Annotated in this window: 30 protein-coding genes; 20 read left to right on the top strand and 10 right to left on the bottom strand. The window is 41.2% G+C overall.

Features of this window, described 5'->3' with window-relative positions:
* Nucleotides 1-182 precede the first annotated feature (182 nt).
* The 6 genes from DNL43_RS04385 (at nt 183) to DNL43_RS04360 (ending at nt 6,099) form a co-directional block, all read left to right on the top strand.
* On the top strand, nt 183-1,079 hold the full coding sequence (locus DNL43_RS04385; protein WP_054769056.1) for an ABC transporter ATP-binding protein: 897 nt from the start codon (nt 183-185) through the stop codon (nt 1,077-1,079).
* A complete protein-coding gene (locus tag DNL43_RS04380; protein WP_056981015.1) occupies nt 1,072-2,295 on the top strand; it encodes an ABC transporter permease in 1,224 nt (407 codons plus the stop codon). The genes DNL43_RS04385 and DNL43_RS04380 overlap by 8 nt, the downstream gene beginning before the upstream one ends.
* 136 nt (nt 2,296-2,431) lie before the next feature.
* Nucleotides 2,432-3,298, top strand: a complete 867-nt coding sequence (locus tag DNL43_RS04375; RefSeq protein WP_056981013.1) for a hypothetical protein — start codon at nt 2,432-2,434, stop codon at nt 3,296-3,298.
* 32 nt (nt 3,299-3,330) lie between these two features.
* On the top strand, nt 3,331-3,855 hold the full coding sequence (locus tag DNL43_RS04370; RefSeq protein ID WP_056981011.1) for a hypothetical protein: 525 nt from the start codon (nt 3,331-3,333) through the stop codon (nt 3,853-3,855).
* A gap of 21 nt (nt 3,856-3,876) precedes the next feature.
* On the top strand, nt 3,877-4,662 hold the full coding sequence (locus DNL43_RS04365) for a DUF6612 family protein (protein WP_056981008.1): 786 nt from the start codon (nt 3,877-3,879) through the stop codon (nt 4,660-4,662).
* Nucleotides 4,663-4,803: 141 nt separating this feature from the next.
* The gene (locus DNL43_RS04360; RefSeq protein WP_056981006.1) at nt 4,804-6,099 is read left to right on the top strand and encodes a D-serine ammonia-lyase; all 1,296 of its coding nucleotides are present in this window, start codon (nt 4,804-4,806) and stop codon (nt 6,097-6,099) included.
* Between the two features lie 84 nt (nt 6,100-6,183).
* Here the strand turns inward: DNL43_RS04360 and DNL43_RS04355 are convergent, their stop codons facing one another.
* The 6 genes from DNL43_RS04355 to DNL43_RS04330 form a co-directional block, all read right to left on the bottom strand.
* On the bottom strand, nt 6,184-7,017 hold the full coding sequence (locus tag DNL43_RS04355) for a DUF1129 domain-containing protein (RefSeq protein WP_225426936.1): 834 nt from the start codon (nt 7,015-7,017) through the stop codon (nt 6,184-6,186).
* Entirely contained in the window at nt 7,001-7,327 is a 327-nt protein-coding gene (locus tag DNL43_RS04350) for a PadR family transcriptional regulator (RefSeq protein ID WP_056981068.1), read from the bottom strand. The genes DNL43_RS04355 and DNL43_RS04350 overlap by 17 nt, the downstream gene beginning before the upstream one ends.
* A 144-nt stretch (nt 7,328-7,471) precedes the next feature.
* The gene (locus DNL43_RS04345) at nt 7,472-8,644 is read right to left on the bottom strand and encodes an MFS transporter (protein ID WP_056981005.1); all 1,173 of its coding nucleotides are present in this window, start codon (nt 8,642-8,644) and stop codon (nt 7,472-7,474) included.
* Nucleotides 8,645-8,980: 336 nt separating this feature from the next.
* Entirely contained in the window at nt 8,981-9,178 is a 198-nt protein-coding gene (locus DNL43_RS04340) for a hypothetical protein (protein WP_054769051.1), read from the bottom strand.
* 26 nt (nt 9,179-9,204) lie between these two features.
* Nucleotides 9,205-10,338, bottom strand: a complete 1,134-nt coding sequence (locus tag DNL43_RS04335) for a vitamin B12 independent methionine synthase (RefSeq protein WP_056981003.1) — start codon at nt 10,336-10,338, stop codon at nt 9,205-9,207.
* A 351-nt stretch (nt 10,339-10,689) separates the two neighbouring features.
* On the bottom strand, nt 10,690-11,367 hold the full coding sequence (locus DNL43_RS04330; RefSeq protein WP_056981001.1) for a YoaK family protein: 678 nt from the start codon (nt 11,365-11,367) through the stop codon (nt 10,690-10,692).
* Between the two features lie 210 nt (nt 11,368-11,577).
* Here DNL43_RS04330 and DNL43_RS04325 point away from each other — a divergent pair, with 210 nt between their 5' ends.
* From DNL43_RS04325 to DNL43_RS04310, 4 genes are all read left to right on the top strand, one after another.
* Entirely contained in the window at nt 11,578-12,441 is an 864-nt protein-coding gene (locus DNL43_RS04325; protein ID WP_054769050.1) for a PfkB family carbohydrate kinase, read from the top strand.
* Nucleotides 12,442-12,446: 5 nt separating this feature from the next.
* The gene (locus DNL43_RS04320) at nt 12,447-13,034 is read left to right on the top strand and encodes a TIGR01440 family protein (protein ID WP_054769049.1); all 588 of its coding nucleotides are present in this window, start codon (nt 12,447-12,449) and stop codon (nt 13,032-13,034) included.
* Nucleotides 13,034-13,546 (top strand): ECF transporter S component, encoded by a 513-nt coding sequence (locus DNL43_RS04315; RefSeq protein WP_054769048.1) that lies wholly within the window; start codon nt 13,034-13,036, stop codon nt 13,544-13,546. The genes DNL43_RS04320 and DNL43_RS04315 overlap by 1 nt, the downstream gene beginning before the upstream one ends.
* Nucleotides 13,547-13,630: 84 nt before the next feature.
* On the top strand, nt 13,631-14,956 hold the full coding sequence (locus DNL43_RS04310; RefSeq protein WP_054769047.1) for a C1 family peptidase: 1,326 nt from the start codon (nt 13,631-13,633) through the stop codon (nt 14,954-14,956).
* Nucleotides 14,957-15,060: 104 nt separating this feature from the next.
* Here the strand turns inward: DNL43_RS04310 and DNL43_RS04305 are convergent, their stop codons facing one another.
* Nucleotides 15,061-15,612, bottom strand: a complete 552-nt coding sequence (locus DNL43_RS04305) for a hypothetical protein (RefSeq protein WP_179286803.1) — start codon at nt 15,610-15,612, stop codon at nt 15,061-15,063.
* 144 nt (nt 15,613-15,756) lie between these two features.
* Between DNL43_RS04305 and DNL43_RS04300 the strand changes: the two genes are divergently transcribed.
* Nucleotides 15,757-16,722, top strand: a complete 966-nt coding sequence (locus DNL43_RS04300) for a LacI family DNA-binding transcriptional regulator (protein WP_056980999.1) — start codon at nt 15,757-15,759, stop codon at nt 16,720-16,722.
* 242 nt (nt 16,723-16,964) lie between these two features.
* Nucleotides 16,965-17,369 carry a hypothetical protein gene (locus DNL43_RS04295; RefSeq protein ID WP_056980997.1) on the top strand — a complete coding sequence of 135 codons (405 nt, stop codon included), beginning with the start codon at nt 16,965-16,967 and terminating at the stop codon, nt 17,367-17,369.
* Here DNL43_RS04295 and DNL43_RS04290 read toward each other — a convergent pair.
* Nucleotides 17,341-18,131, bottom strand: a protein-coding gene (locus tag DNL43_RS04290) for an IS5 family transposase (protein ID WP_202813053.1) whose coding sequence is annotated in 2 segments (ribosomal slippage) — nt 17,341-17,861 and nt 17,861-18,131 — 792 coding nt in all. Because the reading frame shifts where the segments join, the coding sequence is not laid out codon by codon here. The genes DNL43_RS04295 and DNL43_RS04290 overlap by 29 nt on opposite strands.
* 127 nt (nt 18,132-18,258) lie before the next feature.
* Here DNL43_RS04290 and DNL43_RS04285 point away from each other — a divergent pair.
* The 8 genes from DNL43_RS04285 to DNL43_RS04255 all read left to right on the top strand — a co-directional run bounded on the left by DNL43_RS04285 (nt 18,259) and on the right by DNL43_RS04255 (nt 23,435).
* Nucleotides 18,259-19,050, top strand: a complete 792-nt coding sequence (locus tag DNL43_RS04285) for an MFS transporter (RefSeq protein ID WP_057961287.1) — start codon at nt 18,259-18,261, stop codon at nt 19,048-19,050.
* Nucleotides 19,051-19,141: 91 nt separating this feature from the next.
* Complete coding sequence (locus DNL43_RS12200) at nt 19,142-19,594, top strand: helix-turn-helix domain-containing protein (RefSeq protein WP_225364712.1); 453 nt, start codon at nt 19,142-19,144, stop codon at nt 19,592-19,594.
* The gene (locus tag DNL43_RS12195) at nt 19,591-19,764 is read left to right on the top strand and encodes a hypothetical protein (RefSeq protein WP_225364713.1); all 174 of its coding nucleotides are present in this window, start codon (nt 19,591-19,593) and stop codon (nt 19,762-19,764) included. The genes DNL43_RS12200 and DNL43_RS12195 overlap by 4 nt, the downstream gene beginning before the upstream one ends.
* Nucleotides 19,765-19,922: 158 nt before the next feature.
* Complete coding sequence (locus DNL43_RS12360) at nt 19,923-20,117, top strand: IS3 family transposase (RefSeq protein ID WP_109249131.1); 195 nt, start codon at nt 19,923-19,925, stop codon at nt 20,115-20,117.
* Nucleotides 20,118-20,173: 56 nt separating this feature from the next.
* Nucleotides 20,174-21,142, top strand: a complete 969-nt coding sequence (locus tag DNL43_RS04270; RefSeq protein ID WP_054769923.1) for an IS30 family transposase — start codon at nt 20,174-20,176, stop codon at nt 21,140-21,142.
* A gap of 66 nt (nt 21,143-21,208) precedes the next feature.
* Complete coding sequence (locus DNL43_RS04265; protein ID WP_109249130.1) at nt 21,209-21,688, top strand: DDE-type integrase/transposase/recombinase; 480 nt, start codon at nt 21,209-21,211, stop codon at nt 21,686-21,688.
* A 156-nt stretch (nt 21,689-21,844) separates the two neighbouring features.
* Complete coding sequence (locus DNL43_RS04260) at nt 21,845-22,615, top strand: hypothetical protein (protein ID WP_095345084.1); 771 nt, start codon at nt 21,845-21,847, stop codon at nt 22,613-22,615.
* 208 nt (nt 22,616-22,823) lie between these two features.
* Nucleotides 22,824-23,435 (top strand): hypothetical protein, encoded by a 612-nt coding sequence (locus DNL43_RS04255; protein WP_056982508.1) that lies wholly within the window; start codon nt 22,824-22,826, stop codon nt 23,433-23,435.
* Here the strand turns inward: DNL43_RS04255 and DNL43_RS04250 are convergent.
* Together DNL43_RS04250 and DNL43_RS04245 are read right to left on the bottom strand one after the other, a co-directional pair.
* On the bottom strand, nt 23,432-24,400 hold the full coding sequence (locus DNL43_RS04250; protein WP_054769923.1) for an IS30 family transposase: 969 nt from the start codon (nt 24,398-24,400) through the stop codon (nt 23,432-23,434). The genes DNL43_RS04255 and DNL43_RS04250 overlap by 4 nt on opposite strands.
* A 606-nt stretch (nt 24,401-25,006) precedes the next feature.
* Nucleotides 25,007-25,834 carry a hypothetical protein gene (locus DNL43_RS04245; protein WP_056982514.1) on the bottom strand — a complete coding sequence of 276 codons (828 nt, stop codon included), beginning with the start codon at nt 25,832-25,834 and terminating at the stop codon, nt 25,007-25,009.
* Between the last annotated feature and the right edge of the window lie 549 nt (nt 25,835-26,383).

Raw genomic sequence — 26,383 nt, 5'->3', positions numbered from 1 at the left:
GTTGCACGTTTTAGCAAAATAATATAAAATTGCGAAACAATGAGGTTGAGAAAAAGCATACACTTTTGTTTCAGCCTCATTTTGATGTAAAAGGCCTTTGACATTCAGCCATTTCTGCAAAACACCGATCAATGTTATGATATGATAAGCTCGAATGAAGGAAAACAAAGGAGGCCAACTGTATGCTGACAATCAACCATCTCCATAAACAATTTGGCAGTGTGACCGCACTGGATGACGTTAGTTTTGACGTACCCGACAAGCAAATTACGGGCTTGATCGGTCAAAATGGTTCTGGTAAATCGACAACCTTTCATAGTATTTTGAATTTCCTAAAGTATGACGGCGAAATTCGTTGGAATGGTCAGCCAATCAAAGAAGCCGACTTTGATTCGATCGGGTATCTACCCGAAGAACGGAGCTTGATGCACAAGCTGACGATTGAACAGCAGATCGTATACCTGGCTCGGCTTAAAAGTAAGCCGGCCAAAGAAATCCGACCGCAAATTGATGGTTGGCTGAAGAAGTTTGCGGTAAAAGGCAAAAAGACTGACAAGATTAAAGATCTATCCAAAGGAAACCAGCAAAAGGTTCAGCTAATTGTGACATTGATTCATCATCCAAAGCTAATTATTCTCGATGAACCCTTTAGTGGACTGGATCCGGTTAACGCCGATTTATTAAAGAATGCCATTCTCGAGGCCCGGGACCAAGGGGCAGCAATTATCTTTTCCAGCCATGACATGGCCAATGTGGAAGCAGTTTGTAACCGCCTGGTTATGTTGCGGACGGGTGAAGTCGTCCTTAACGGAACAATCAAGGAAGTTCGTGATCAGTTCGGTAAGTCGGAGATTTACGTGACCACCGATTGGACAGAAGACCAGCTGAAACAACTTCCACATGTGGTTAAAGTTCAAAATATTCGTGGCAATCGCTTCCTATTAAGGTTGGATGATCCTGAGAAGGGTCCGGAAGTCTTTGAAAAGTTGACCAACGGCCAATATATTGAAGAATTTAGTCAACAGCCGCCGACCCTTGATGAAATTTTCAGAATGAAAGCGGGGATCAAACATGAATAAAACATTCATTGTCGCAATCGAAACCTATTTGAGACAGGTTAAATCCTGGAGCTTCATCATGTTGGTCATATCGCCGTTTATTTTATTGGCAATCTCTCTGGGGATTGGTTACACAAGTGCCACCTCCAGCTCGGATCAACAGCGAATTGCGGTGATTTCTGAAACACCGGCTTTGCGAAAACAATTCATTAAGGCTAATCAGGATGATGTTAAGGCAAGCGTGACAACGACAGCTGCTGCGAAAAAGAGTGTCAATAATAACAAACTAGCCGGCTACTTGGTGTTGTCGGCTGATAAGGCCAAAGTCACCGGTGTCTACCACTCGACTGATTCCATCACTAACGGAATGCGGACCAAGGTCAACGTCTTTCTTGCCCAAACTCAGCATCAGTTGAATCTGGCCAACGCCAATCTGAGTTCAAAGCAAATGAAGTCGTTGGCAGTCCAGCCGGCTTTCAAGCAAACGATTAAAGCCAGTCATGGCGGGGCCAACTTTGCCAAAATTGCCTCATTTTGGATCCTGGTCTTCATGATTTATATGATTATGATCACTTATTCTTCCGTGACCGCTCAAGAAATTGCCTCGGAAAAGGGCACCAAAGTAATGGAAATTATCTTTTCAAGCACCAAGGCTTCCAAATACTTTGTCGGTAAAATTCTAGGCGTCTTTGGGGTTATCCTGACCCAGATTGTTGTCTATATTGTAGGTGGTTACGGCTTTTTCCAAATTGCCATGCATTTGGATAACATCAAACAGCTGATTACAGATAATCGCTCGTTGGTGAACGCCATCATCAAAAATATGCTTGGAGTCAACCTGGTATTCGTGTTCCTGGGAGTGATTATTTACACCATCATTTCAGCGTTCAGCGGTGCCCTGGTTGCCAAGGCCGAAGATGCTCCCAAAGCGGCTCAGCCGGCAATTTATTTGAGTATGATTGCCTTTTTCTTAACGATGCCGTTTCAGAGTAATTCAGATGCGTTGATTTCCAAAATATTGTCCTACGTGCCATTCTTCTCATCTTATTTCATGCCGATGCGAATTATTAATGACAACGCCAGTGGCATGGAAATTGGATTGTCATTAGGGATTCTAATCGCAAGCATCCTGCTTTTGACTTGGTATATCGGCCAAATATACGAAGGCTTAATTTTGCAGACAGATGATACCAGCTTCTGGAAACGTCTGCGAAGAGGATTGGCTTACCAAAAATAGTCAATGTCCTAAAGATTCCGTTAAAGAAGCCGGTCAATACAATTGACCGGCTTCTTTTTGAATATACTGAGTGGGGGCTTATTTTAAGCTGCTTTTCTGATATAATTAGTTGGCTAGTACATAGGAGGGAAACATCATGAAAAAGTTATTTTTGCTTGCGTTGGTGACACTAGGACTTGCCACTGCAACAAGCTTTCCAGTTTCAGCCAGTACCACAACGGCGACTGCTCAAACAACCGCTGCGTCAGCTAATTCCAGTTATGTTTGGACTAAATATTTAAGTAGAAATACCGCTGTGGCGTATCATGCTAAATCCAGGAGTGCCGTTTACTTGTGGAACGCGACCCATACCAAACGGCTTCACAATTTGAAAAATTATCCCAATACCACTTGGTACGTTAAAAACAGTGTTGTGATGCAGCGCGGCAATAAGCGTCATGTCTACTATGAAGTCTTTAACTATGGTAACAACTCGGACGGCTTTATTTGGCGCGGTTATTTGACTAAGGGGGTTAATCCTTCTCAGCGGGCATTGGCATCCAAATCAGTGATTAAGTTGTCATCCGAACGATCACTTCAATTCTTCGAAGATAATTTGACGACCTTGGCAAGTTTGCCCCAAAGCCAATTCCAAAAGTTGGTTAGCGATCAGGCAGCTGCCAAGCTCACCAAAAGTGTTGCTGATGAAAAGCTGAATTCTATGGCAAAGATCTTGGCAACTCAAGATATTAGTACCAGGGATGCAGCTGTTAAAGCAGGTGTCTCAAATGCCAAGACGGCCAGCTTTACGGTTAAAGAGGTTGATCCCAAAACGATGACCGGTTACTACTCATATTGGTCCAAGTATCGAACAACCAATGCATTGAGATACTATGCAGCCAATGTGGCCAGTCACGTTTCGACCATGACTGCCAATTCGGGCAATGGGCACTATGGACTGTACATTGTTCCGGATAAAACTGCTAAAACTTGGAAGCCCAAAATAACGATTGTGGCCGACTAAATAAATCAGAAAACGGGTCAGGAGGTAGTTATTTGTTAGAAAACTTAAAGTTGCGGCGCTCGACTTACGTCTTATTTATTGCTTGGGGAATCATTGCATTCTTTGTTGCTTCGGCAATTTTTAAATTTCAGCCGCTGACTGTCAGCTTTTCAATTAATGACCGCCGTCTGTTATCCGGATTGGGACGGGGCATCTTACTATTATTTGCCTACATTATTTTCACGATTATTCCGTCAAGAGTTGCAATTGTCATTCCCAGCTTCTTTTATTTTGGACTGCTTGGGTCCTATCTCTGGCAGTTCTTGATGGTTGTGTTAAGTGGTAACTGGCGTGGAATTGCCATTGACCTGTTATTTGTCCTTTCTTACATGGTGCTGATATATTGTGCCACAATGACGTCTTTTCAAATCATCAATTTGGTTCAAAAAAATCGTTCGGTTTACTATTTTTCGAAATGGTTCAAATCCGTCAAACGGGTTATTAAGGCCCATTGGCTTTCCTTAACCATCGTTACCGGTGCCTATGTTGTCTTATGGTCAATTTTTAGTCTGATTTAAATGTGATAAAAGGGGATTGCGATGAAAAAAATCATTATTACAGCTGTTGGATTCATGGCAATGTTGTTGGCGGGGTGTGGTTCCACCAAGCCTGCCAGTAAGCCTTCAGCGACGATGACTATTGTGAATCATGCCCAAAAAGCTGCTCATCAGATTAAGAGCGGCAACGTTGTGCTGGTTACTAAAAATAGTCAGAACAACAATCAATCAACCACCGGCAAAATGGCAGCCAAGTTTCATTTGAAGCCAATGATTGTCCAAGCGAAGCTGAACAACGCTGCCGGATTGGTGAAGAATTATGATTACTTCATTGACGGTCGGACGGTCTATATTCATGCGGACAATAGTTGGTCAAAACAGCTTTTGCCTAAGAAGAGCCCACTTATCAAGAGTGTTCACAGACAGGTAACCGGCAGTTCTGCCGTCAGAGCAATGGATTACCTGAAAAAGCATTTAAAGCTTGAGAAAAACAAGACTACGGACGTCTTGTCTTATAGTGGCCAGGGTAAGCTCGGCAGCATGGTTGCCAAAAAGCTGATTTTAGCCGAAGCCAATCATAGCGAAAGTACGAAGAACATTTTAAAGAAAGTCAAAATTACCAAGTTTTCTTACAAGTACACCTTGGACAAGAAGACTTATTTACCGGTGCAAACATATATTTACATGCAGTATCAAGATAAGAGATCCAAGAAGTCGATTACCGAAGCAGTGACCGGAACTTATACCAATGTTAACAAGGTCAAGCGATTCAAAGTACCTGCTTATATCCACAAAAATGCGGCCAGCACCAACCAAGTAAATGAATAATCTGCCGTGTGGATGTCTTATTAGGAGATAACATGGCTGTGCGATGATGATTAAGGCTTGGTAAAGGTTGATGCAGCAATGCTTTAGGAACATTAATTAGGAATACAATATTTTTAAAATGATTTTGGGGAGATCGAAAATATGGACAATGTACAATCATTAGAAACCAAATACCCGCAAGTTAAAGATTTAAAAAATGAAACACCAATTTTTTGGAAGAACCCAGATTACGGTCAAGATGCCGATTTACCATTTACAAAACAAGACATCTTGGATGCCGTTGATCTTTGGAAACGATTCGCACCATACATTGAAGAGGCTTTTCCAGAAACTGCATCAATGCATGGAATTATTGAATCACCTTTGATTAGGTTGGATAAGATGAAGCAGGCCTGGGATGGGGAACACGAAACACCGCTCGCCGGCAGCCTTTATTTAAAAGCTGATAGTGAGCTGCCAATTTCAGGTTCGATTAAATCCCGTGGCGGCATTTATGAAGTTCTGAAGTTTGCCGAGCACGTTGCCATGACGGAAGGCAATTTAAAGCTAACCGACAACCACGCAATCTTGGGAACTCCTGAATATAAGCATTTGTTCGCGCAATACGGTGTTATGGTTGCCTCAACTGGAAACCTGGCCCTCAGTGTTGGAATCGCTGCTTCAACCTTTGGCTTTAAGACGACCGTTTATATGTCACGGGATGCCAAGGAATGGAAGAAAGCCAAACTTCGGGCAAACGGTGTCAACGTGGTTGAATTGGACACGGACTTTTCTTCAGTCATTCCACAAGCCCGGGAAGCTGCCGCTAAAGATCCTAAGATTCATTTTATCGATGATGAAGGCTCTTCCGATTTGTTTATCGGATATGCGGTTGCTGGTGTTCGCCTTCAACAACAATTCCAAATTCAGGGAATCAAAGTTGACCGCGATCACCCGGTAATTGTATACTTACCAGCTGGTGTCGGTGGCAGTCCAAGCGGGGTTACCTTTGGCCTGAAAATGATGATGGGACCATACATCCACGCTATTTTCTGTGAGCCAACCCACGTTCCTTCAGTCACTCTGGGAATGATGACAAAGCTGAATAATAAAATTTCAGTGTTTGATATCGGCTTGGATGGCAAGACTGCCGCTGATGGTTTGGCAGTTGGCCGACCATCTCGAATTGCCGGCAAGATCATGCGGACATTGCTGTTTGGAAGTGTCACATTCGATGATCCGACAATCTATAAATATGTTGCTCAGCTGATGGATACCGAAAACATCACGGTTGAACCATCAGCCGCAGCCGGATTTACCGCAATTGAACGGGCAATCACTGAAGTGCCTGCATTCAATACCGCCAACGCAACCCACATTGTCTGGGCAACTGGTGGTAGTATGATGCCTGAAAGTGAACGCAAAGTCGATCATGATAAGGGTGAAGCATTACTTTAATATGAAATTAAAGAGGAGCCGATGAACAAAACGTGTGTTTTGCTCATCGGCTCCTTTATTATTGGCATTTTAAAAAACGATTGGTTAGTTCTCGTCATGTTTAGTTAACCAGTAATAAGTTCCAACTCCGCCAATTAACGCTGCAATAATACATCCCGGGATCAGAATCCAAAGCAACGTTGATTTGGGGATGACAGGGTCGGTGATCATTCTCCCGATAACTGGAATTCTTGAAAGCACCCCAATGATAGCGTCAATCGTTAGCACCACATAAATAATTGTCCAAGGCATTCGATGTTTAAAGATGCCGATGTATATGTATGTCATGATCAAAAAGACAATGGCAATCAAGATGATGCCCACCGTTCCATTCGTTTCGAAACTCAGGGGAGTCTTGAGGAAGATTGAACCCGCGACAACTGCCGCAAATAGGAGAACAGCGATCGCGTCGATAACAAACTTAACGACTTTTCGTTGGTAAATTGTCTGTCCGACCAACCAAAGTATAATATTGGCTAGAATGAAGGAGACAATCCCCATAATGATTAAATTGCCCAAGTCGGTTTTGATGCCTGGGGTTGTCAGACTTGGAATCATAAAGACAACGATATATCCCAAGGCAATGCTGAGCGCGAATTTTAGGGTTTCCGTCAAATTCCTTGGTAAGGATTTTAAAATATCATCCGCTGATTCCTTTGGATTCTTGCCGAAGTATGATTGAGCCGTCTGATTGTTGGATTGAGCTTCCAGAATGTCATTGAGAATATCCAATAGAATTTGTTCAACATCAAGGTCACTTTTAAAGGTTGAATTTGCTCGAATGTACGTCATCAGTTCTTCGTAATATTGCTTGTTTTCAGGGGTTAATTGCTTTCTGAGCTGGTCATTCTCTTCAATTAAGCTATCTGCTTTCATCATCTTCGCTCCTTTTGTGGATGAGGCTGTTCACGCTGCTTGATAGGGTATGCCATTGGTTGATAAATTGCTTTTTCTCTTGGACGCCATTGGCGGTAATATAATAGTATTTCCGCTTGGGGCCTTCCTTGGATGGCTGCATTTTTCCAGTGATCAGGCCCTTTTTTTCCATGTTGATCAGCAATGGGTAGACGGTTCCCTTGGGGACATCTTGGAAGCCAAATTGGGTTAATGCTTGGCTAATCGAGTACCCATACATTGGCTCATCACTGATTAACATAAGTAGGCACCCTTGAAGAATGCCTTTTAACATTTGACTGGAAAGATCTTGTTTTGCCAAATGACTATCCTCCCCACTAGTATGTAATGCTTACTAGTAGGATAACTGATTCACACTAGTTTGTAAAGCAAGATAGTAAAAAAGAGCCAACAATTAAGTTGACTCTTCAATGTTTTATTATTTAGGACTCACAAAGCTTCGTCTCATGACAATCAATACAACGACCAACACGCATCCGACCAACCCAAATGCAAATGAGAATCCATTGATTTGAATCAACCAGCCAAACAGTGGGAATGCGATAACCATGACTGCTGAGAATAGGACGCTGGCAACACTTAGCAGAGTTGCCCGTTCCTCAGAGTTGATCATTTCATTATAGTAACTGCTAAAGATGGGGTCGATGAGGGATGGTAACAGTTGAGAGATTAAGAACATGACGATCAGAAGTGGGAGCCAGGCAAGCCACGTCAGCATTAGCAAGCATGCAAGACTGAGGCTCAATGTGATGATTAATTCCCGCTTTGAAAACGTCTTTTGAATAAATGGCGTTAACTGAATTCCAACAATATTTATCAAGGCTGACACAACCATGAGGACAGAAATCATCCAACCGGAAAAGTGTTCATTTTCCATCAAAGTTTGAAAGTAGAAAAAGTAGGAAGTACAAACTGTTGCATATAACGCGTCAAACAACATCAGATTTCTAAGCTGGTGATTGTGCTTCATTATCCGGTATGAGTTAACCACAATTGATTTTACGGATGTCTGTTTTTCAGTCGGCCGCTTTTTGATAACCGGTTCCTTGAAAAGCAGAACGGTTATCAGTCCCATTAAGCCAACCACAATCCCAATGACATAGGTTAATTCAAAGTGCCAGTGGACCAGAAAGCCGGCGATGACCACGCCGAGGGTATTGGCAAATTCAATAATCACGTTAATGCGGCTGATAACCTTTGGATATTGCTTGGTTGACTTGTCTTTAATCAGTGAGTCATACAGCAGTGCTTCAAGGGTTCCCGACTGCATGTTATAAGACAGGGCGTTGATGACAAAACCCAACGCAAACATCCAGAATGTCTGGCCAAAGAGGATAATGACAGCGGAAAGAATCGCTGCTAAGCGGCCTAATATCAGGTCAAATTTATAGGTGAGCCGATCAGCTAAAACGCCGGAAGGAACTTCAAATAAGAAGCTGGCAATGTGAAAGATACTTTCACATAGACCGATTTCAACAAGCGATAACCCTTTTGTCTGTAAGTACATCACCCATAGACTGGTAATGCCGAACCAGGATAAAAAGCTGTAAGTATAACCTTTACTAATGTTGGAAGAATATTTAATTTTCATTTTGCGCACTCCAATTCATGCAGGATCCACAATCGATTGGTTTATTTGGAAATGGCCAAATTGTCGATCCTTTAGAAACTACAACTGAAGTGCATTGATCTCGAAGATACTGTGTTGCAAGCTGATCCAAGCTAACATATCCATCACTCCGTTTCAAAAATTTGTTTATAATGAGAATCTTTTTAATATTAATGAAATTGTACACTTTCATGGAATTCAAATCAAATGGTATTTTATGAGCTTGGACACAAAAACAAGCCTTTCCTCAATAGGGAAGACTCGTTTTTTGACTTGGAGTTGGAAGGTTATCCAAGTTACACGCCCAATAAGAAATGACTAAGCTTTCTTCCTAAAGTCCAACAAACCACTCATTCCAACCACAATGCCAATGAAGGTGAAAAATGTACCGGTTCGAAATGAGAATACAGCGTCTAATGCCAACCCACATGCCAGGCCGACAGCCAGTCCCAACCAGTGATCTTCATGATTGTAACGGGCTTGGGATGGTTCATTCTGATGAGTACTTTTATCCATAAGGATTCCTCTTTTCAAGGTGAACGCTAATCGACGTTCCAAACTTCTTTGGCAATATCTCTAACCAGTTTTAATTTGTTCCATTGCTGTTGTTCGGTAAGCTTGTTACCTTCCTCAGTAGATGCAAAGCCACACTGAGTTGAAAGTGCCAAATTATCGAGTGGAACCTTTTCACTAGCTTGTTTGATTCGGTTAATGACGGCATCTTTATCTTCCAGTTCAGGGGACTTTGAAGTGATCAAGCCAAGAACGATACGTTTGTGTTGATCGCCATTCCAAATCTTTGCCAGTGGTGTAAAGTCACCAGCCCGTTCACTGTCGTATTCCAGGAACAAGCCATCGTAATTTAACTGTCCGAGATAGTCGGCAACGTCATCGTAGCCGCCTGAGAATAGGAAAGTTGATTTAAAGTTGCCACGGCAAATATGGGTGGTAACAGTGAGATCATCAGGCAGATCTTCGAGTAACTTGTTAATGACTTTAACGGAATCTTCTGCCAACTTGACGTACTTGGCATGGGCTTTTGCGTCGTCAGCCGTTGCGTTTAACTTGCTGATTAGGAAAGCCCAAGTTGTGTCGTCGAGCTGAATATATCTGGCACCGAGCTCATAGAAGTGAAGAATGGTTTCATGATAAGCTTTAGCGACATCGTCTAAATATTGGTCCCAAGTGTCATAGAATTTTGACCAATTGTCACTTCGGTTGTCCCGGAATAACATCGTTGGTGATGGGATGGTCTGTTTAGGGGTGACACCATCCGGCGTGATTGATTCGAGAAACTTGAAGCTGTCAAAGAAGGGATGGTCGGGGTTAAATGCCACCTTGCCGGACAACTCTGCATTATCGGTTCGGGTTTTGCTGCCATGGAACTTGTAGCTCTTGTGGTAATCGTATTTCTCAACACCGGTTAGTCCCCAAAGAAAATCCAGATGCCACCAGCTGCGGTTAAACTCACCATCGGTAATATCTTTTAACCCAAGGTCAACTTGCTTGGCAACAATTTTTTTCGTTTCTTCATGTTGAACTGCTTTTAATTCATCGGCGTTGATTTGGCCAGCGTTATATTTGGCATGGGCATCTTTTAGTGCCTGAGTTCTTAATAAGCTGCCTACGACATCATACCGATATGGAAATTTTACTTGAACTGCTGATTTTGTCATGTGTGAATCCTCCTATAATTTTAAAGTTTCACTTACGAAAAAAAGCATTCGTCCCCTGACTGTCATATTGACAATCAAGGGACGAATGCTCGCGTTACCACCCTTATTCGCGTTGTTTTTACAAACAACGCCTCATCGGTACCTATGATACCCGGGAAGTTAACGGTTCCTACCGATTACTCTGCGTTAACGGAATAATGCCTTTTGGAGCTCATCTTCACCGTCTTTTCGATACCTGCTCTCATCTGCCAGGCTTTCTGAAATCGATCCGAGTGGTTACTCTTCTCCTAATAGCTTAAAATTCGTAAGTTTTCTAATTGCTTTTTAATCTAAATCAAATTTTAGTGAATGTCAACTGATTGTTTGCTGATGATTTGTCATTCGATAATCAATGTAAAGGGTCATCAGCAAGATGATATTGATCATAAACGCTGCCGTAAACACTTCCGTGCCAATGGCCTGTAAGACATATGCACTGAACATGATACCAAGGACAAACATGATAATGCCGCTTAAAAAGTGGCTTGCCTTGATCAACGCGGACTTATCACGACTAAAGATTGCTTCATAAACATTGTTCGCAAAGTTTTTCAGGTTTCCTGTCATGATGCCGTTGTTCACACTTGTCACACCAATTTTGTTAAAGACCGTCAGTTCATATCCGGAAAAGAGTCCCAAGCTGAAGAGCATGTTTAACATTGACAGGTTGAAAGCCGCACCCAATGTCAGCAAGCCCAGAAAAATAATGCTGAACAGCAGGAACAGATTGAATCGCCGCTCTGCCGGCAGCTTAATATGTTTGCAGGCCTGTGACATGAATGCCCCCAGTAGGAATCCAAGCAGAACCGGTACTCGAATATAAGCCGTTCCCCATCCTTTGGTGGCATATTCATAGGCGAAGACAACCAGATTTCCGGTTTGGGCACTCACAAACGAGCCATGAAAGTTTTGAAATGTGTAGGCATCGATTGACCCCATAATGAACGTTTGCGCGAGTGTTGTCATACTATTTTTAGTTGAAAAGTTCATGTTGCTCACCCTTCACTAAGTTCTAAGAATTTATACAAGTCTACTATAACAGAGTGGACGACAGTCATTGCAAACTGTCTATTGTTTCTTTCGAAAATCTTGTTATACTTAAAATAATTTTTAATGAGAGATTGTTACATTTAATGTGTAGACTACTAACTATTTATTCGTTAATAGGGTACAATGTTTGTAACACATGTCATTGGAAGGATGATCATTATTAATTCGAGTGTATTAATTGCGGAAGACTTTTCAGCGGTCGGCCGTCTTTCAGCTACTGCTGCAATTGCCGTATTCTCAGCGTTTGGAATGCAGACCGCAACGTTACCGACAGAGATTCTGTCTACTCAGACGGAGGGTTTTGGCAAGCCGGAAACGTTAAATACGGATGACTGGCTGCAACGGGCGACTGATCATTGGAATAGTTTAAATGATCTGAAGTTTAATTCGGGAATTGTTGGATACATTGGCAATTCCAGCACTGCCAACTTTTTACATGATTACTTTTCATATCTGGATTTACCTGAATTACTGATTGACCCGGTTTTGGGCGATCAAGGAAAAATGTATGACGGCTTTGACGACCAATATTTGGCAACCATGCAGCGGTTGTTGAAAATTGCAACGATTATAACACCGAACGCCACGGAACTGAGCTTGTTGAGCGGCGAAAAGCTGGCCGCTGATGCCAGTAACGAAGAGATTGGCCAAGCCATTGCAAAGTGGCGGCACATGAACCATTCTCATGCCCAGGTCATTGTGACCGGTGTGCTAAGAGATGGCGGGATTGGCTGTGTTTACATGAATGAAGGTCATCTTAAATGGGCCGGTTCACCTTATATTTCTGGACATTTCTATGGAACCGGTGATTTATTTTCATCACTTTTGATTGGTTATTTGAATTTTGATTTGGATTTTGATACGGCGGTTCAAAAAGCAGTGATTGGCGTTTACGACGCCGTGAGCTTAACAACCAGGGCGCCGGAAAGCCAGCGCAAATTTGGCTTGAACCTCACGCGCTCTTTGTATAATGTCGCAATGTTTACGTTAGGACAAACAGGGGAAGAAGTGTAAATATAATGGATTTACAAACGATTAAAAGCAACTTGTCGGATGTCTTAACTGAATATTTTGATAAAGTGGCCTTTCCAGAAAACGGGATTTTTGTGGTTGGCTGCAGTACCAGTGAAATTTCGGGCGACTGGAAGGGCACTAATTCTAGGCTCGATGTCGGTAAGGCGGTTGTTTCCACACTGGAAGAATTCCTAATTCCACGAAATATTAACATGGCGATTCAAGGCTGTGAACACATTAACCGGGCGCTGTTACTTGAACGAAGGGTCGCTGAGCGTCACAACTTGGAGATCGTATCGGTTGTCCCAGCCATGCACGCAGGCGGCGGGACTCAAGTTGCTGCTTATGAACGAATGGATGATCCGGTTGAAGTCGAGCACATAACGGCTTTTGGCGGAATCGATATTGGCGGCACAGAAATTGGGATGCACGTCAAATACGTTCAGATTCCGGTGAGAATGACTAACCGGAAAGTTGGCGCAGCAAATGTTGTCTGCCTATCTTCGCGGCCAAAATTAATCGGTGGCGAGCGGGCCAAATATGATTTTACTGAAGCTAACAAAGAAGATTATGTATTGGGAGGCAGTCACTAATGGATCGTAAAAGTGTAGGCGGCAAAGTAAGTAACGATATTTTCAAGGTTGTTTTGACAGCCATGTTTATTGCGGTGACAGTTGCCATTAGCCGATTCTTCATTATTCCGGTACCGATGACGCATGGAAACATCAACTTGTGTGATGCCGGTATTTTCATCAGTGCCATCTTATTAGGACCAAAAGTCGGTGGCGTCGTCGGTGGGGCCAGCGGATTCTTGTTGGACCTGATTTCCGGATACGGCCAGTATATGTGGTTCTCACTGATTGTCCATGGTGCCGAAGGGTTGATTGTCGGACTGTTGGCCGGTAAAAACCCGGATGGCAAATGGACCAAGTTAATTGCCGTTTTGGTTGGAATCGTCATTATGGTCTTTGGATACTTTGTATCAGATTCCGTTCTTTACAACCTTTATGCCGGATATATTGGCATTGGGATGAATCTGATCCAGGGAGCAGCTGGTGCATTAATTGCCTACCTGGTAACGCCCCGTTTGAAAAAGCGGATCTAGACCCAATTCATTGCAGTAGGCGGAGCCGTTCATCAGGAACGATGACCGCATGATAAAGGAAAATTACATAGGAGGAATGTCTGAATGGCTGATAGTAAGAGTGTTTTAACCGATAAAGATCTCTCAGAGCTCCACGAAAGTTTCAAGAACACACCCAAAAGTGATGTGTTATCAAGAATTATTGCGCAAAATGGCGTTAACCAGGCTGCCCAGGATCCCAACGCCCAGGTACGATTGAACCCGGTATTTTCAGTCGATCTGCAAACTGGTGAAGTGACCAATCAAAAGCAGAGCGGTCGTTGCTGGCTGTTTTCATTGGTTAATACTTTGCGTCACCAATTTGGTGCGAAATATAAAGTGAAGAACTTCAATCTGTCTCAAAAATATTTATTCTTCTGGGATAAAATTGAGTTGGCCAACATCTTTTATGATCGAATTCTCGCAACTGCCAGCCGGCCAGCTGATGACCGTGAAGTTGAGGCTTACTTGAATTCTCCTGATGATGATGGCGGTCAATGGGCCATGGCAGCTGCCCTGGTTCAAAAATACGGGGTGGTTCCGGTCAGTGATTATCCGGAAACTTCCAACGTTGAAAACACCGGTGGCTATGATACGGTTATTAACCGCAAGCTGCGGATTGATGCAGCTAAATTACGCCAAATGGTGAAGGATGAAAAGAGCGATGATGAAATTAACGCTGCTCGTAAGCAGATGCTTAATGAAGTCTATCGCATTACGGCTTATTCATTCGGCGAGCCACCTACAACCGTTAACTTTGCTTATCGGGATGATGACAAGAAATACCATAAGATTTCCGGCTTAACACCAAAGGAATTTTATGATAAATACTTCGATGTCGACTTGGATGACTATGTGGTATTCTCCAATTCTCCTGACAAAGACTATAACAAGCTGTACGCATTACCAAGCGAAGACAACATCGTCGGTGGCAAACACATCGAGTTCCTGAATCTGCCAATGGATGTCTTAAAAAAGGCGACAATTGCCCAACTTAAAGACGGCGAAACGGTCTGGTTCGGTAATGATGTCTTGGAGCAAATGGATCGCAAGAAGGGTTACTTAGACAGTCACTTGTTCCGTTATTCAGAATTATTTGATACCGATTTGGAAATGGATAAGGGAACCCGGCTTCAATATCATCAAGCTGAAGTTTCTCATGCCATGACCTTCACCGGCGTTGACCTGGATGGTGATACACCACTCAAATGGAAAGTTGAAAATTCCTGGGGTGACAAGAATGGTGAGAAAGGGTACTTTACCATGAACGATGACTGGATGGACGATTATGTCTACGAAGTCGTTGTCCACAAGAAGTATCTGTCTGATGAGCAGAAGGAACTCCTTAAGCAGGCACCCGTTGAATTGCCGGCTTGGGACTCATTAGCTTAGTGAGCCACATGTTTCAAGCTTTTGTGATCCAGCAACTATAAAGTGAAAATAAAAATGGAATCCAATTTTGGATTCCATTTTTTGAGTTCAGAAATTAATTCGATTTAATTATGTGGTGTTACCCAAACTTGTCGTGCCGGATCGTTATCCAAGTCCCGAACAACTTTATATCCGCTGACCTTCAGCTTGGTTTGATGGTTCTTTCCAGAAACGGTATTCTTTACCGAAATGGTTTGATGCATTGGGATGTCAGAAAGTTTACCTTTCATATAAATAACCGGTTTGTTGGCCGAATCATTTTTGAACGTGTATTTTAAAGTTCCCTGCTTATCAAGATCATTTTCTTTTTTAGCTTCAGAGTAGGTCTTATACATTTTATTGACGCTGTAAATCGTAACAGTATGGTTTTGGCTGTTAAATTTATAGGCATCAATCCCTGATTTGCTCTTATAATTAATTGAACCGTTCATGTACCAAAGGTTGTCATTGGATGTTAAGACTTTCTTGGCTGACTTAGTCTGAACCTGGTTCTGCATACTAGCCTTGCTGCTGTCGTTATTTGAACTCTTATTTGAAGAACTGCTGCAGCCGGCTAAGATTAGTGCAAAGCTTGCAACAACTGCTAAAATAGCAGCTAATGATCTGCGCTTTTTCATATTCATAATCACCTCATATGTTGAAATTATCACATAATACTGTCAAAATCTAGTGGTATGGTTCAATATTAATATTTGATACAAAAGTTTAATAAGATCGCAACTTGAAAAAGGGTAAACTTTATAGAGGGGAGGCAGTAAAACATGGTTACAATTCGAGACATCGCCAAAAGGCTGGGATTGTCGACTTCGACAGTTTCACGGGCGCTAAATAATAATAAACGCATCAGCTTAAAGACCCGTCGTAAAGTAAAGCGAACGGCTGATTTGATGGGCTATCAACCCAATTACAACGCTAAAAATTTGACGAATCGCGAGGCAAACACGGTTGGTGTTATTTTTCCGGTTAATAACCGGGTTGTTGATAACATCTTTTATGTCGGGATTCTAAGAGGAATCAATGCCTTGCTCAACGAGCGCAACTATGTGCTGTCAATTGCAATTGGCGACAGTTCCAAGCAGGTAATTGATAATGTTAAGTCAATGATCAGCCGAGCTCAAATTAAGCATTTTATTCTCCTGTATTCACACCAAAATGACCCGGTTATTGAAATGCTTCAAAAAGAAGACGTCGATTTCGTTACAATTGGAAAGCCCGCGGAAGGCCAGAAGTGGCTGTATGTTGACAACGATAACAGGAAGGCCGGCTTTGACGGTACTAATTTCTTGATGGATCATTATGACTGCCAACACCCAGTTTTCGTCCAAACTCACAATAATTGGCCATACGAGATTGACCGTCGTGAAGGCTACCAAAAGGCGATTGATGAAGCTGGCAAATCGCCAGTATTCTTATCAACCCATGAGAATGATGATGCCTCTGAGGATGATTTTATCCGCAGTAATCCTCAAATGGATGGCATTGTTGCCATTGATGATTATAGTGGCCTGCAGATGTACCACCGTTACAAAATGATTAATCCTGATAAAAATATTGAAGTTCTCGGTTACAACAATTCATTGCCAAGTGAACTAACTGATCAGCATTTCCACTCTGTTGATATTCACCCCGCTGAAATGGGGCAGTCAGCGGTGAAATTGCTGCTGGATAAGCCGGCAGATGATGAAAAGATACTTGATCACATCATTGTTGGCCATGCGATTGTTTGAATCTACGTAAAGAAAGCACAATCCCGGATTGGTGGGATTGTGCTTTTTTGATATTGAGGTGTGGAAACTAAACGCGGTTCTGGATCTTTCTTAAAACCTGTCTCACGTATTGACTATAATCCACCAAAACTATTGACATTTGTGAATATAATCCGATGATAGAAAACAATAGAACTGAAAAGGTACTTATACAGGTTCTAAATATGATTATTTAACAAGGAGGTTACGATACGACTTCACGAGTGTATAATACCCAAAATGTGCCAATCTTATTAAATCGATTGATCTCATTAACAGCACAATATGGTTACACAGTTGCTTTGAATATTATCCTGGCACAAATTTCAATCAACTCCGTCATGTTTTTATGGTGTACCAAGATTATCGGAAGCTTTTTATCTGTTCCTGTTAATACTTGGCTTAGTCATATTCATAATAAAAAGCCCTTACTGATTACTTTAGAGTTGGTTAAAGCGGGAATGTTCTTGTTGCTGCCCCTCTTTTTCCACCATTGGATTCTCTTTGTAGGTGTCCTACTGATTGAGATTGTTGGAGATGTTTTCGGCGGCAACCTGGTTGCTCTGATACCAAAACTTGTTAAGAAACTGTTTGAGATCTTTAAAAGCGCCTCAATAGAACTGAAATAAAGGCTAAGGTCATCATCATGGCACTTGTGTGCAGCTGTCTTTCACAATTTTTCCACAGTCGTCGACAATTCTCTAGCCAACTAAAGGATCGTTCAACCAACCATCGTTGCGGCATTACTTCAAACTTGTGTAATTCATTGCGTTTAGCGACCTGAACGGTCGCTTGTAAATTGCTCATAACATCCAATTTAAAGTTAGCTCCTGAATAACCACCATCGACTAGAACATTGCGAACATGCCGAAGATCATTGGCATATAAGGCAATCATCGCACTGGCTCCGTCCCGATCAGAAACATTGGCTCGGGTAATATGAATGGCTTGTGGAAACCCGTTAATATCAACGGCTAGATGCCGTTTAATTCCCGATATTTTCTTACCAGCATCATAACCTTTATTTTCAGCAGTGGCGGTATTTTTAACGCTTTGCGCATCCACGATAATAAACGAAGTTAATGCCGAACGATCTTGTTGAGATCGTAAGGTAAAGACAATTTTTTTAAAACTTGATCCAGTAATGACGGCTCCGTTGGAGCCGATTGCCGGGACCACAAGCGAAAGTAGGTGTAAACCGTTTGCCATTTGGGAAAGTCATGTGGCAGGGCACGCCACTGGGAGCCATTTTTCAAGATGTATAAAATGGCGCAAAAGACGTCATACAAATCGACTTGACGGGGCTTCGTTCGTTGATGAAAATTTTCTAATTCAGGACGAATCACTTCAAACTGCTGGCGGGTAATATTGCTGGGATAATTAGTCATCATAATTTCCTTTTTGCAAAAGTATATCAAAGTTTAAACTAGATCTCAAACAGTTTCTAAGAAAGAAGGAATAAGTCGTTTTAATGCTGCAATTACAAGTGTTGGTTCAATTTCGTATTTTATCGGGCCGATGTTAGTTGGATTGTTTCAAGGACAACAGCAGGCGTTGCTATTTTATATCTATAGCGGAATCACTTTTTTGGGCGGGCTTACATTATTTGCTCTTCCATCAATTAAATTTGACAACCCAACATCATATGAGGGAACCAAAAGAAACGTTAAATCAGATATTGTGAATTCTTTAAAAGCACTGAAAACAGTTAAAGGTTTAGCAGGATTTTATCTGATCTTTATTCTTTTCGATAATATGGGAACTGGCTTGGATTCATTTGAAGTTATTTTTGTCACTAAGGTTGTAGGGATTACTTCTGCTCAATATGCTTATTCATTATCATTTCTAGCAATTGTTTTTTTAATTGTTTCTTCGGTATTAGCATTTGTTAACTTACGTTTGCCATATCATCTTGCATTCCAAATTGGCACATTGATCTTTGGAAGTTATGCGATCATGTTGGTTGTAAGTCAGAACTTGGCAATGGTGTTACTTTCGTATGTACTTTTAGCAATTGGTTCAACAATCGCCGGTAATATGTTGGAAAACATGATTCAAACACAAATTACAGATGAAAATCGAACACAGATTTTTGTTATTGAAGATGTGTTTACAAACGTTTTAGCAGCAGTCACAGTCTTTACACTGGGGCTTATTCAAAATATTGGATTTGATATAACTATTGCATACATAGGCCTTATCACAATAACGATGATCATTTATTTTGTGATTGAGTTCTTGATAGTCTTTAAGAAGTGTGCTGGATCAAAGTCAATACGCGAGGTAGTTTTTAAGAGAGATCGACAATAACGAGTGACCTTTTGAAGTTGCAATTCTCCGAGCATTAGATTGTTTAAAATTCAGCTTTATTATATAAAGTACCTAGTATGGAGCATTAACATTGGATTTAAAAATGCCGCTGATATTGAGCTATACCCCCAAAGTTAAAGTGAAAACTTTAGCTTTGGGGGTATTTTCTATGACTAAGATTTCAAAAGAAATTAAATTGCGTGCGTTAACTGAATATTTTGCTGGTCGAGGAGGTATTAGAGTAATTGCGGCAAAACATCATATATCATTTAGATTGTTTGAAATGCTCGTTGCCGCTTATCGCACTCATGGTTCTGATGTACTGCTTAATCCGCCTCAAGTGACACCTGAATTTAGAATTGAAGTTGCCCATTGGGCAATTTCAAATAATGCCTCATACACTCAGGTGGCAGCTAAGTTCGGCTATGTTGGTATGAGACAAATTCAAGTATGGAAAGAAATTTATCGCAATCAGGGGCCAAATGGGTTATTGTCTATATCAAAAGGACATTGTCTATATCAAAAGGACGGAAACCCAGAATGACAAATAAACGTAAGAAACCGACTAAGAAGCGGTCAACCAAGAAGAAACTTTCCCCAGAAGAAAATCGTCTTAAGCAATTAGAAGCCGAGAACCTGGAGTTACGCATCAAAAATGAAGCGTTAAAATTATTGGCCTCGATGAAGCAACGAACAAAGAACTCGCCCAAGTAATCTGCACCCTCGAGGCCCAATTTAAGCTGGCTGACCTTCTACGGGTCCTGCCAATTTCACCAGATACCTTTTTCTACTGAAAACGCCAATTTGACCAACCAGATAAAGATTGCCAATTGAAGCACTTTATTTCCTGTATCTGGAATCGACATCATCATATGGGTGTTCTACGGATTACCCAGGCACTCCTGAATGATTTTGACCTTAAGGTCAACCATAAGCGAGTTTACCGATTGATGAAGGAGTTAGAGATTCAGGGGCGTGGTTATCGCAAGAGGACTCGCAAATATGATTCCTCTAAAGGCCCTGAAGGAATTCGAGTCCCTGTTTGTAAAATTAAGTTAGAAATTTAAAAAGCCATTTGTGATAGACTTTTGAGTGTTGAAATCAAAAGAAAGGCTGATCACAAATGACCTATACTCATCTTACCATAGACGAACTCACTACAATTTATTCCTTTTGGAAGCTCAATAAAAAGGCTTACCGAGTAGCACCAGCACTCCACCGGAGTGCTGAAACCGTTTATCGCATCTATCGTTTTCTTGACGCTGGCGGTACGCTTATTGATTACCAACAACATTATCGACGGCACAAACAACATTGTGGGCGTAAGCCCATTCAACTAGCCCCTGATGAACTGGTTTATATCCAAGCCAAAATTCAAGCGGGGTGGCAACCAGATACAATTATTAATCGCCACGAACGTTCTTTTAGCTGCGGCGTACGAACCCTATATCGCATTTTCAAACATGATGCTTTTGGCTTGTTCGCCAAAGATTTACCCATGCATGGTCAGCGTCACCCTAATGGGTACGTTGAACGACGAGGAAAAGCTGGGCAATTGGGCAGAGATTTAAAAACCCGTTATCAGGACTATCCTAATTTTAAACGAGAATTCGGTCATTTAGAAGGCGACACGGTTCAAGGCAAAAACCATCAGGGTGCCGTAACCACACTGGTTGAACGGCAGACCAAGGTCGCAATTGTTTTGAATTCACATACCAAGTCATCACAAAACGTCAATCGTAGTTTAGCAGCCTGGTTGACGAAGCTGCCACGCCACTTGTTTAAGTCCATCACGTTTGATAATGGTAAGGAGTTCGCCGGTTGGCGAACGATTGCTAACCAGTTTGATTTAAATATTTACTTTGCCGCTGTAGGAGCACCCAATCAACGTGGGTTGAATGAAAACACCAACAACTTACTTCGTAAGGATGGGTTGCACCATGATCTCATCATGGACCAGCTATCAGATGAATTTGTCCAGGCTGTTGCTAGTCGACGGAACCATATTCCCAGAAAAAGTCTCAATTATCAAACACCACTTGAGGCATTCGTAAATCAAATCACTGATGAGCAGCTAAAATTTCTAACTTAATTTGACATTTGAAGAGTCAAAAACAAGTTACGTCGCCGCTTTCAAACTGATCGGCCAAATCAGAAGATGGTTTCTGATGTCACTGAATTCAAGATTCCGGAAACTCAAGAAAAAGTGTACTTCGAACCAATTATGGATTTATATAATAACGAGATTCTAACCTATGCCATCACTGCCGGCAGTCCCAACCTTGAATTTGCCATAAAGCCATTGGATTCGTTAATTGCCTTAATACCAAACCGGCCATACAAGCAATTTTTACACACGGATCAAGGTTGGCAGTATCGACATTCAGGGTGGCAGAACAAGCTGAAGAAGGCTCATATTACGCCCAGTATGTCTCGACGGGCAACCTGCTTAGATAACGCCTGTATAGAAAGCTTCGTTAACAAGTTAAAAGTTGAGTTAGGAAATCTATCCAACTACAATTCCGCTGAGAAATTGATAACAGCTGTTAAGAAGTGGATAATCTACTACAACACTAACCGAATTCAGATGAAACTAGGCGGCACATCGCCGATAAAATATCGACTCTGTGCCGCCTAGGAAAGACAAACAAATATTTACTTTAACTTTTGGGGTACACCTCATATTCATAATGAATACCAGCGGCATTTTTGATGACCAATCATAATGGATAGGTTAGCAATTCAAGACGTTATCTAGTAAAATTGTAAGTAAATGAATGGGGGGCGCTTGTTGATGAAAAGAATATGGTTCATATTTTCATTATTGATGGGATTGCTAATCAGCGGTTTAACAATGAATTCATCTAGCGTATTCGCTGCCAGTGATCCTTCACGGGATTCATATTACTTAAATGATAGCGCAAACTGGACACATTATTTTTATAATAAAAACACGGTTAAAGCGCATAATGCCTATATTTGGAATCTTAAACATACTAAACGGCAACACAATTTAAATAATTATCGAAATACGGACTGGTATGTCTATAGTTTTTATAACCAAAAGAAGAAGGGGCATACCTATAAATACTACAAGGTCACTAATTATAATCGGTCAATTGTTGGAGTGGTTTATAGTAAATTTCTAACGTTATCGGTTACGAAGCCAATATCTTCATTTAATAGTGACAGCAGCTATTTAAGTTACATCAAATCAGCTCAGTCACAAAAGTTAGCACGTGGAATTATCAAAATGTTTCCTACTGCACCGCTAGACGTGGCTGCCTCGAAGTTTATTACCTCACGAGCGGCAGATAATCCGACTGATCAAACTTATAAAGAGGTCATCGACCTCAGTAAAGTTGCGGAACAAACCACTGTTAGTCAATGGGGCACGACGCGAAGTAAGTTAAAAAAGTTTCAAAATAAATTAAATCAGATTGGTTATACTCAAGAAAAGATTAATTCCTTGCAAGGATATAAATTAGGCCTTGTTGTATATGATCTAAGTGAGGACTCGTTTGGAGACCAAATTGTTGCGATCCACGTAGGTTTAGTCAAATAAAATAGAGCGTTGCTAATGAGTGAGATGTACCCTAAAAGTTAAAGTAAAAGCCACGCTATTGATGATTACAATGGCCTGGAGATGACGAATAGATACTTGGCCGTACGATTGTTTGAATTTTGTAAAGGTTGCCTCACTTATTGACATTCATTAATTTTTAAGGTTAGTTCGTGATCAAGTATACTGGGAATATATGAGGAGGATACTTATGAAAAAATGGCCTTTGTTGTTGCTTAGTCTTGGATTGGGCATCGTTATACTGTCCAATCCAACAACTTATGCTAGTTCTGCCTACACAGTTGTCAAAAGCTCATTTCCTGCGGGAACTGGTAAAATGTATCATGCAGCGAATCCAAAGCGAAACGCATACGTTTGGACTACCACTAAGCACACTAAAAAATTAGCGAACATTAAAAATTACCCCAATACCTCATGGCATTCGACTGGTGCGGTTGTGCTTCGTCATAATAATAAGAATGCTGTTTATTACCGAGTTGGTGCAGTTTCCCCAACTAAAACCAAGAAATGGGTTAGTGGCTGGATTTGGCGTGGTTATCTCAAGCCGGGATATAATCCTAACTTTACTAAGGTTAAAAGTATTGATCTCAATATTGCAACCAATAAAGAATACAATCAGTTTATCAAGCAATCCAAATACCAGCAGTTAACTCGTGACGTTTTGGCACTGTTTCCAAATAGTACCGTCTCCAAGCCACTAAGTCGTTATGCATTGTTTCGTGACCCTAAAGACAAGATTGTTAATAATGTGGCCACTTTCAAGGCAATGGATGACTTTTTGAATCTTCAAATGTCAAATTAAGTTAGAAATTTTAGCTGCTCATCAGTGATTTGATTTACGAATGCCTCAAGTGGTGTTTGATAATTGAGACTTTTTCTGGGAATATGGTTCCGTCGACTAGCAACTGCCTGGACAAATTCATCTGATAGCTGGTCCATGATGAGATCATGGTGCAACCCATCCTTACGAAGTAAGTTGTTGGTGTTTTCATTCAACCCACGTTGATTGGGTGCTCCTACAGCGGCAAAGTAAATATTTAAATCAAACTGGTTAGCAATCGTTCGCCAACCGGCGAACTCCTTACCATTATCAAACGTGATGGACTTAAACAAGTGGCGTGGCAGCTTCGTCAACCAGGCTGCTAAACTACGATTGACGTTTTGTGATGACTTGGTATGTGAATTCAAAACAATTGCGACCTTGGTCTGCCGTTCAACCAGTGTGGTTACGGCACCCTGATGGTTTTTGCCTTGAACCGTGTCGCCTTCTAAATGACCGAATTCTCGTTTAAAATTAGGATAGTCCTGATAACGGGTTTTTAAATCTCTGCCCAATTGCCCAGCTTTTCCTCGTCGTTCAACGTACCCATTAGGGTGACGCTGACCATGCATGGGTAAATCTTTGGCGAACAAGCCAAAAGCATCATGTTTGAAAATGCGATATAGGGTTCGTACGCCGCAGCTAAAAGAACGTTCGTGGCGATTAATAATTGTATCTGGTTGCCACCCCGCTTGAATTTTGGCTTGGATATAAACCAGTTCATCAGGGGCTAGTTGAATGGGCTTACGCCCACAATGTTGTTTGTGCCGTCGATAATGTTGTTGGTAATCAATAAGCGTACCGCCAGCGTCAAGAAAACGATAGATGCGATAAACGGTTTCAGCACTCCGGTGGAGTGCTGGTGCTACTCGGTAAGCCTTTTTATTGAGCTTCCAAAAGGAATAAATTGTAGTGAGTTCGTCTATGGTAAGATGAGTATAGGTCATTTGTGATCAGCCTTTCTTTTGATTTCAACACTCAAAAGTCTATCACAAATGGCTTTTTAAATTTCTAACTTAATTTTACAAACAGGGAATGTTAAAAACCGGTTAACCAACCAACAGAGATTAGCAAAAATCAAGGCGATTCTGGAGGCTAACGGTTACACTACTGTTAAACGTCAAAAGAAATACGTCATTGGCATCTATCTGACTAACTTCCAGTGGTCCGATCAATATGCTACGGGTGATATGCACCAAGGATTTGTAATTGGAACCAGATAAAAAGAATGGCATTTCGCCGTTCTTTTTATTTGGACTATAGGCAATAAGCGAAACGGATTTTAGAAGAGATCGACAGAACGGTGGCAAGTAACCTTTTAGGGTTGTAAATCCGCCTAACGTCGAAATCACGCTATTGATGTTTACAGTTGCCTGCAGATGACGAATAGATACTTGACGATAGCATTGTTGGTCGTACGATTGTTTAAATTTACTGAAGAAAGCACGATCCCGGATTGGTGGGATTGTGCTTTTGTGTTTTTGAGATGTGGAAACTAATGCGGCTTTGAGTCTCTCTTAGAGTCGTTTTACATACTTACTATAATCGATTCTTCATGCTTTATTTTTCGCAAGATATATTTCATAAATTAATCGGGTTGTCTGATCATCATGTTGGGGATATGGTGAATTAGTCGTCGTCCCATATAAAGCGCCATCTACAACGTCAACGCCAAGCGAATAGTTTGTCATCGAAGCGCGTTTGCTTGCATTATACCCATTCGCATTAAGAATTTCAGTTACCCGTTTAACTCGTGGTGTAATCGCCTGACCATAACTGTAGTAGAGATAGCTGTCGATACTTCCATCTTGATGGGGATTTGGATTATTAGGATCCTTAAGGTTACTAATTGCAATAAAGTCGGTAAAATTCTGATTTTTAATGGGTGTGGTTGCCGTGATATTATCAATTGAACGCGATAAGCTGATGTCAACGGGGCTATTGGGAAATAGTTTAATTAAGGCTTTAGTTAAGCGTTGGCTAGGGTTGGAATTGATATAATTCAAATACTGCTGATTACTTGAAATCTTATCTAATGGCGTGGCAAGTGCCTTTGTAAGATAGCCGCTCCAAACGAGTCCTTTGACTTTCTTATTGGCAGAATAGACCCGATAGTAAACCGATCTTTTACCCTTAATCCTTTTGGTGGAAGCGTTAGTAACAAGCCAACTGGTATAACGATAGTTTTTAACGTTATGTAATTTTCTGGTATGGCTATAATTCCAAATATATCCCTTTACGTTTGGTTTGGTATAGTACATTAATGGCCCGTCCATTACCGACCAGCTGTAAGGCTTCTTTGCTTGAGCAGTTGAAGCAGCAGTTAATACCCCACAAAATACTAACCCCGATAAAACTATTTTTAATAGTTGTTTTTTCATAAGATGAGCCTCCAAGATAGATTGCTTTGTTAACTTCCATTGTAACTGAAGTTTTGAAAATAATGTAATTTTACCGTCAACGAAGTTCACAAACAATTATTTCTAAAAGAGATCGACAGAACGGTGGAATAAGCAACTGTTGAAAGTTATCATCTGCTTAACATTGGATCGGTTGAAAACCGCATTATTGATGATTTCAGTGGCCTGTAGATGACGAAAAGATACTTGACCAGATCGTTGTTGGCCATGCGATTGTTTGAATTTCGTAAAGAAAAGCACAATCCTGGATTTGGGGGATTGTGCTTTTGTGTTTTTGAAATGTGGAAACCAAACATGGTTCTTAATCTCTTGTAAAAATCTGTCTCACTTATTGACTATAATTCAATGTGGATTATAGTCAATACATGAGACGTATTTTAAGAGAACGTAACAATAATGGTGTACTAGTAACTCCATGTTGCAATCACCCCCACAACATGCTCTTTAAATTCAATTTTCTTGCATAAAGTAACTGAGGTGAAGCATCAAGATTAAATCAAAAAAATGCCG

The sequence above is a fragment of the Lentilactobacillus kefiri genome (assembly GCF_009739535.1).
GTDB classification, from domain to species: Bacteria; Bacillota; Bacilli; order Lactobacillales; family Lactobacillaceae; genus Lentilactobacillus; species Lentilactobacillus kefiri.
This window is presented reverse-complemented; position numbering and strand designations above follow the sequence as displayed.

Bases quoted from the DNA above. Each gene is read 5' to 3' on its own strand.
- DNL43_RS12360 (WP_109249131.1), top strand. From the start codon at position 19,923: ATGGGTGTTCTACGGATTACCCAGGCACTCCTGAATGATTTTGACCTT.
- DNL43_RS04270 (WP_054769923.1), top strand. From the start codon at position 20,174: ATGACCTATACTCATCTTACCATAGACGAACTCACTACAATTTATTCC.
- DNL43_RS04335 (WP_056981003.1), bottom strand. From the start codon at position 10,338: ATGACAAAATCAGCAGTTCAAGTAAAATTTCCATATCGGTATGATGTC.
- DNL43_RS04375 (WP_056981013.1), top strand. From the start codon at position 2,432: ATGAAAAAGTTATTTTTGCTTGCGTTGGTGACACTAGGACTTGCCACT.
- DNL43_RS04260 (WP_095345084.1), top strand. From the start codon at position 21,845: ATGAAAAGAATATGGTTCATATTTTCATTATTGATGGGATTGCTAATC.
- DNL43_RS04325 (WP_054769050.1), top strand. From the start codon at position 11,578: ATGATCATTATTAATTCGAGTGTATTAATTGCGGAAGACTTTTCAGCG.
- DNL43_RS04300 (WP_056980999.1), top strand. From the start codon at position 15,757: ATGGTTACAATTCGAGACATCGCCAAAAGGCTGGGATTGTCGACTTCG.
- DNL43_RS04310 (WP_054769047.1), top strand. From the start codon at position 13,631: ATGGCTGATAGTAAGAGTGTTTTAACCGATAAAGATCTCTCAGAGCTC.
- DNL43_RS04320 (WP_054769049.1), top strand. From the start codon at position 12,447: ATGGATTTACAAACGATTAAAAGCAACTTGTCGGATGTCTTAACTGAA.
- DNL43_RS04330 (WP_056981001.1), bottom strand. From the start codon at position 11,367: ATGAACTTTTCAACTAAAAATAGTATGACAACACTCGCGCAAACGTTC.
- DNL43_RS04355 (WP_225426936.1), bottom strand. From the start codon at position 7,017: ATGATGAAAGCAGATAGCTTAATTGAAGAGAATGACCAGCTCAGAAAG.
- DNL43_RS04305 (WP_179286803.1), bottom strand. From the start codon at position 15,612: ATGAAAAAGCGCAGATCATTAGCTGCTATTTTAGCAGTTGTTGCAAGC.
- DNL43_RS04365 (WP_056981008.1), top strand. From the start codon at position 3,877: ATGAAAAAAATCATTATTACAGCTGTTGGATTCATGGCAATGTTGTTG.
- DNL43_RS04285 (WP_057961287.1), top strand. From the start codon at position 18,259: ATGTTAGTTGGATTGTTTCAAGGACAACAGCAGGCGTTGCTATTTTAT.
- DNL43_RS12195 (WP_225364713.1), top strand. From the start codon at position 19,591: ATGACAAATAAACGTAAGAAACCGACTAAGAAGCGGTCAACCAAGAAG.
- DNL43_RS04350 (WP_056981068.1), bottom strand. From the start codon at position 7,327: ATGTTAAAAGGCATTCTTCAAGGGTGCCTACTTATGTTAATCAGTGAT.
- DNL43_RS04385 (WP_054769056.1), top strand. From the start codon at position 183: ATGCTGACAATCAACCATCTCCATAAACAATTTGGCAGTGTGACCGCA.
- DNL43_RS04380 (WP_056981015.1), top strand. From the start codon at position 1,072: ATGAATAAAACATTCATTGTCGCAATCGAAACCTATTTGAGACAGGTT.
- DNL43_RS04250 (WP_054769923.1), bottom strand. From the start codon at position 24,400: ATGACCTATACTCATCTTACCATAGACGAACTCACTACAATTTATTCC.
- DNL43_RS04265 (WP_109249130.1), top strand. From the start codon at position 21,209: ATGGTTTCTGATGTCACTGAATTCAAGATTCCGGAAACTCAAGAAAAA.
- DNL43_RS04255 (WP_056982508.1), top strand. From the start codon at position 22,824: ATGAAAAAATGGCCTTTGTTGTTGCTTAGTCTTGGATTGGGCATCGTT.
- DNL43_RS04345 (WP_056981005.1), bottom strand. From the start codon at position 8,644: ATGAAAATTAAATATTCTTCCAACATTAGTAAAGGTTATACTTACAGC.
- DNL43_RS04360 (WP_056981006.1), top strand. From the start codon at position 4,804: ATGGACAATGTACAATCATTAGAAACCAAATACCCGCAAGTTAAAGAT.
- DNL43_RS04315 (WP_054769048.1), top strand. From the start codon at position 13,034: ATGGATCGTAAAAGTGTAGGCGGCAAAGTAAGTAACGATATTTTCAAG.
- DNL43_RS04245 (WP_056982514.1), bottom strand. From the start codon at position 25,834: ATGAAAAAACAACTATTAAAAATAGTTTTATCGGGGTTAGTATTTTGT.
- DNL43_RS04340 (WP_054769051.1), bottom strand. From the start codon at position 9,178: ATGGATAAAAGTACTCATCAGAATGAACCATCCCAAGCCCGTTACAAT.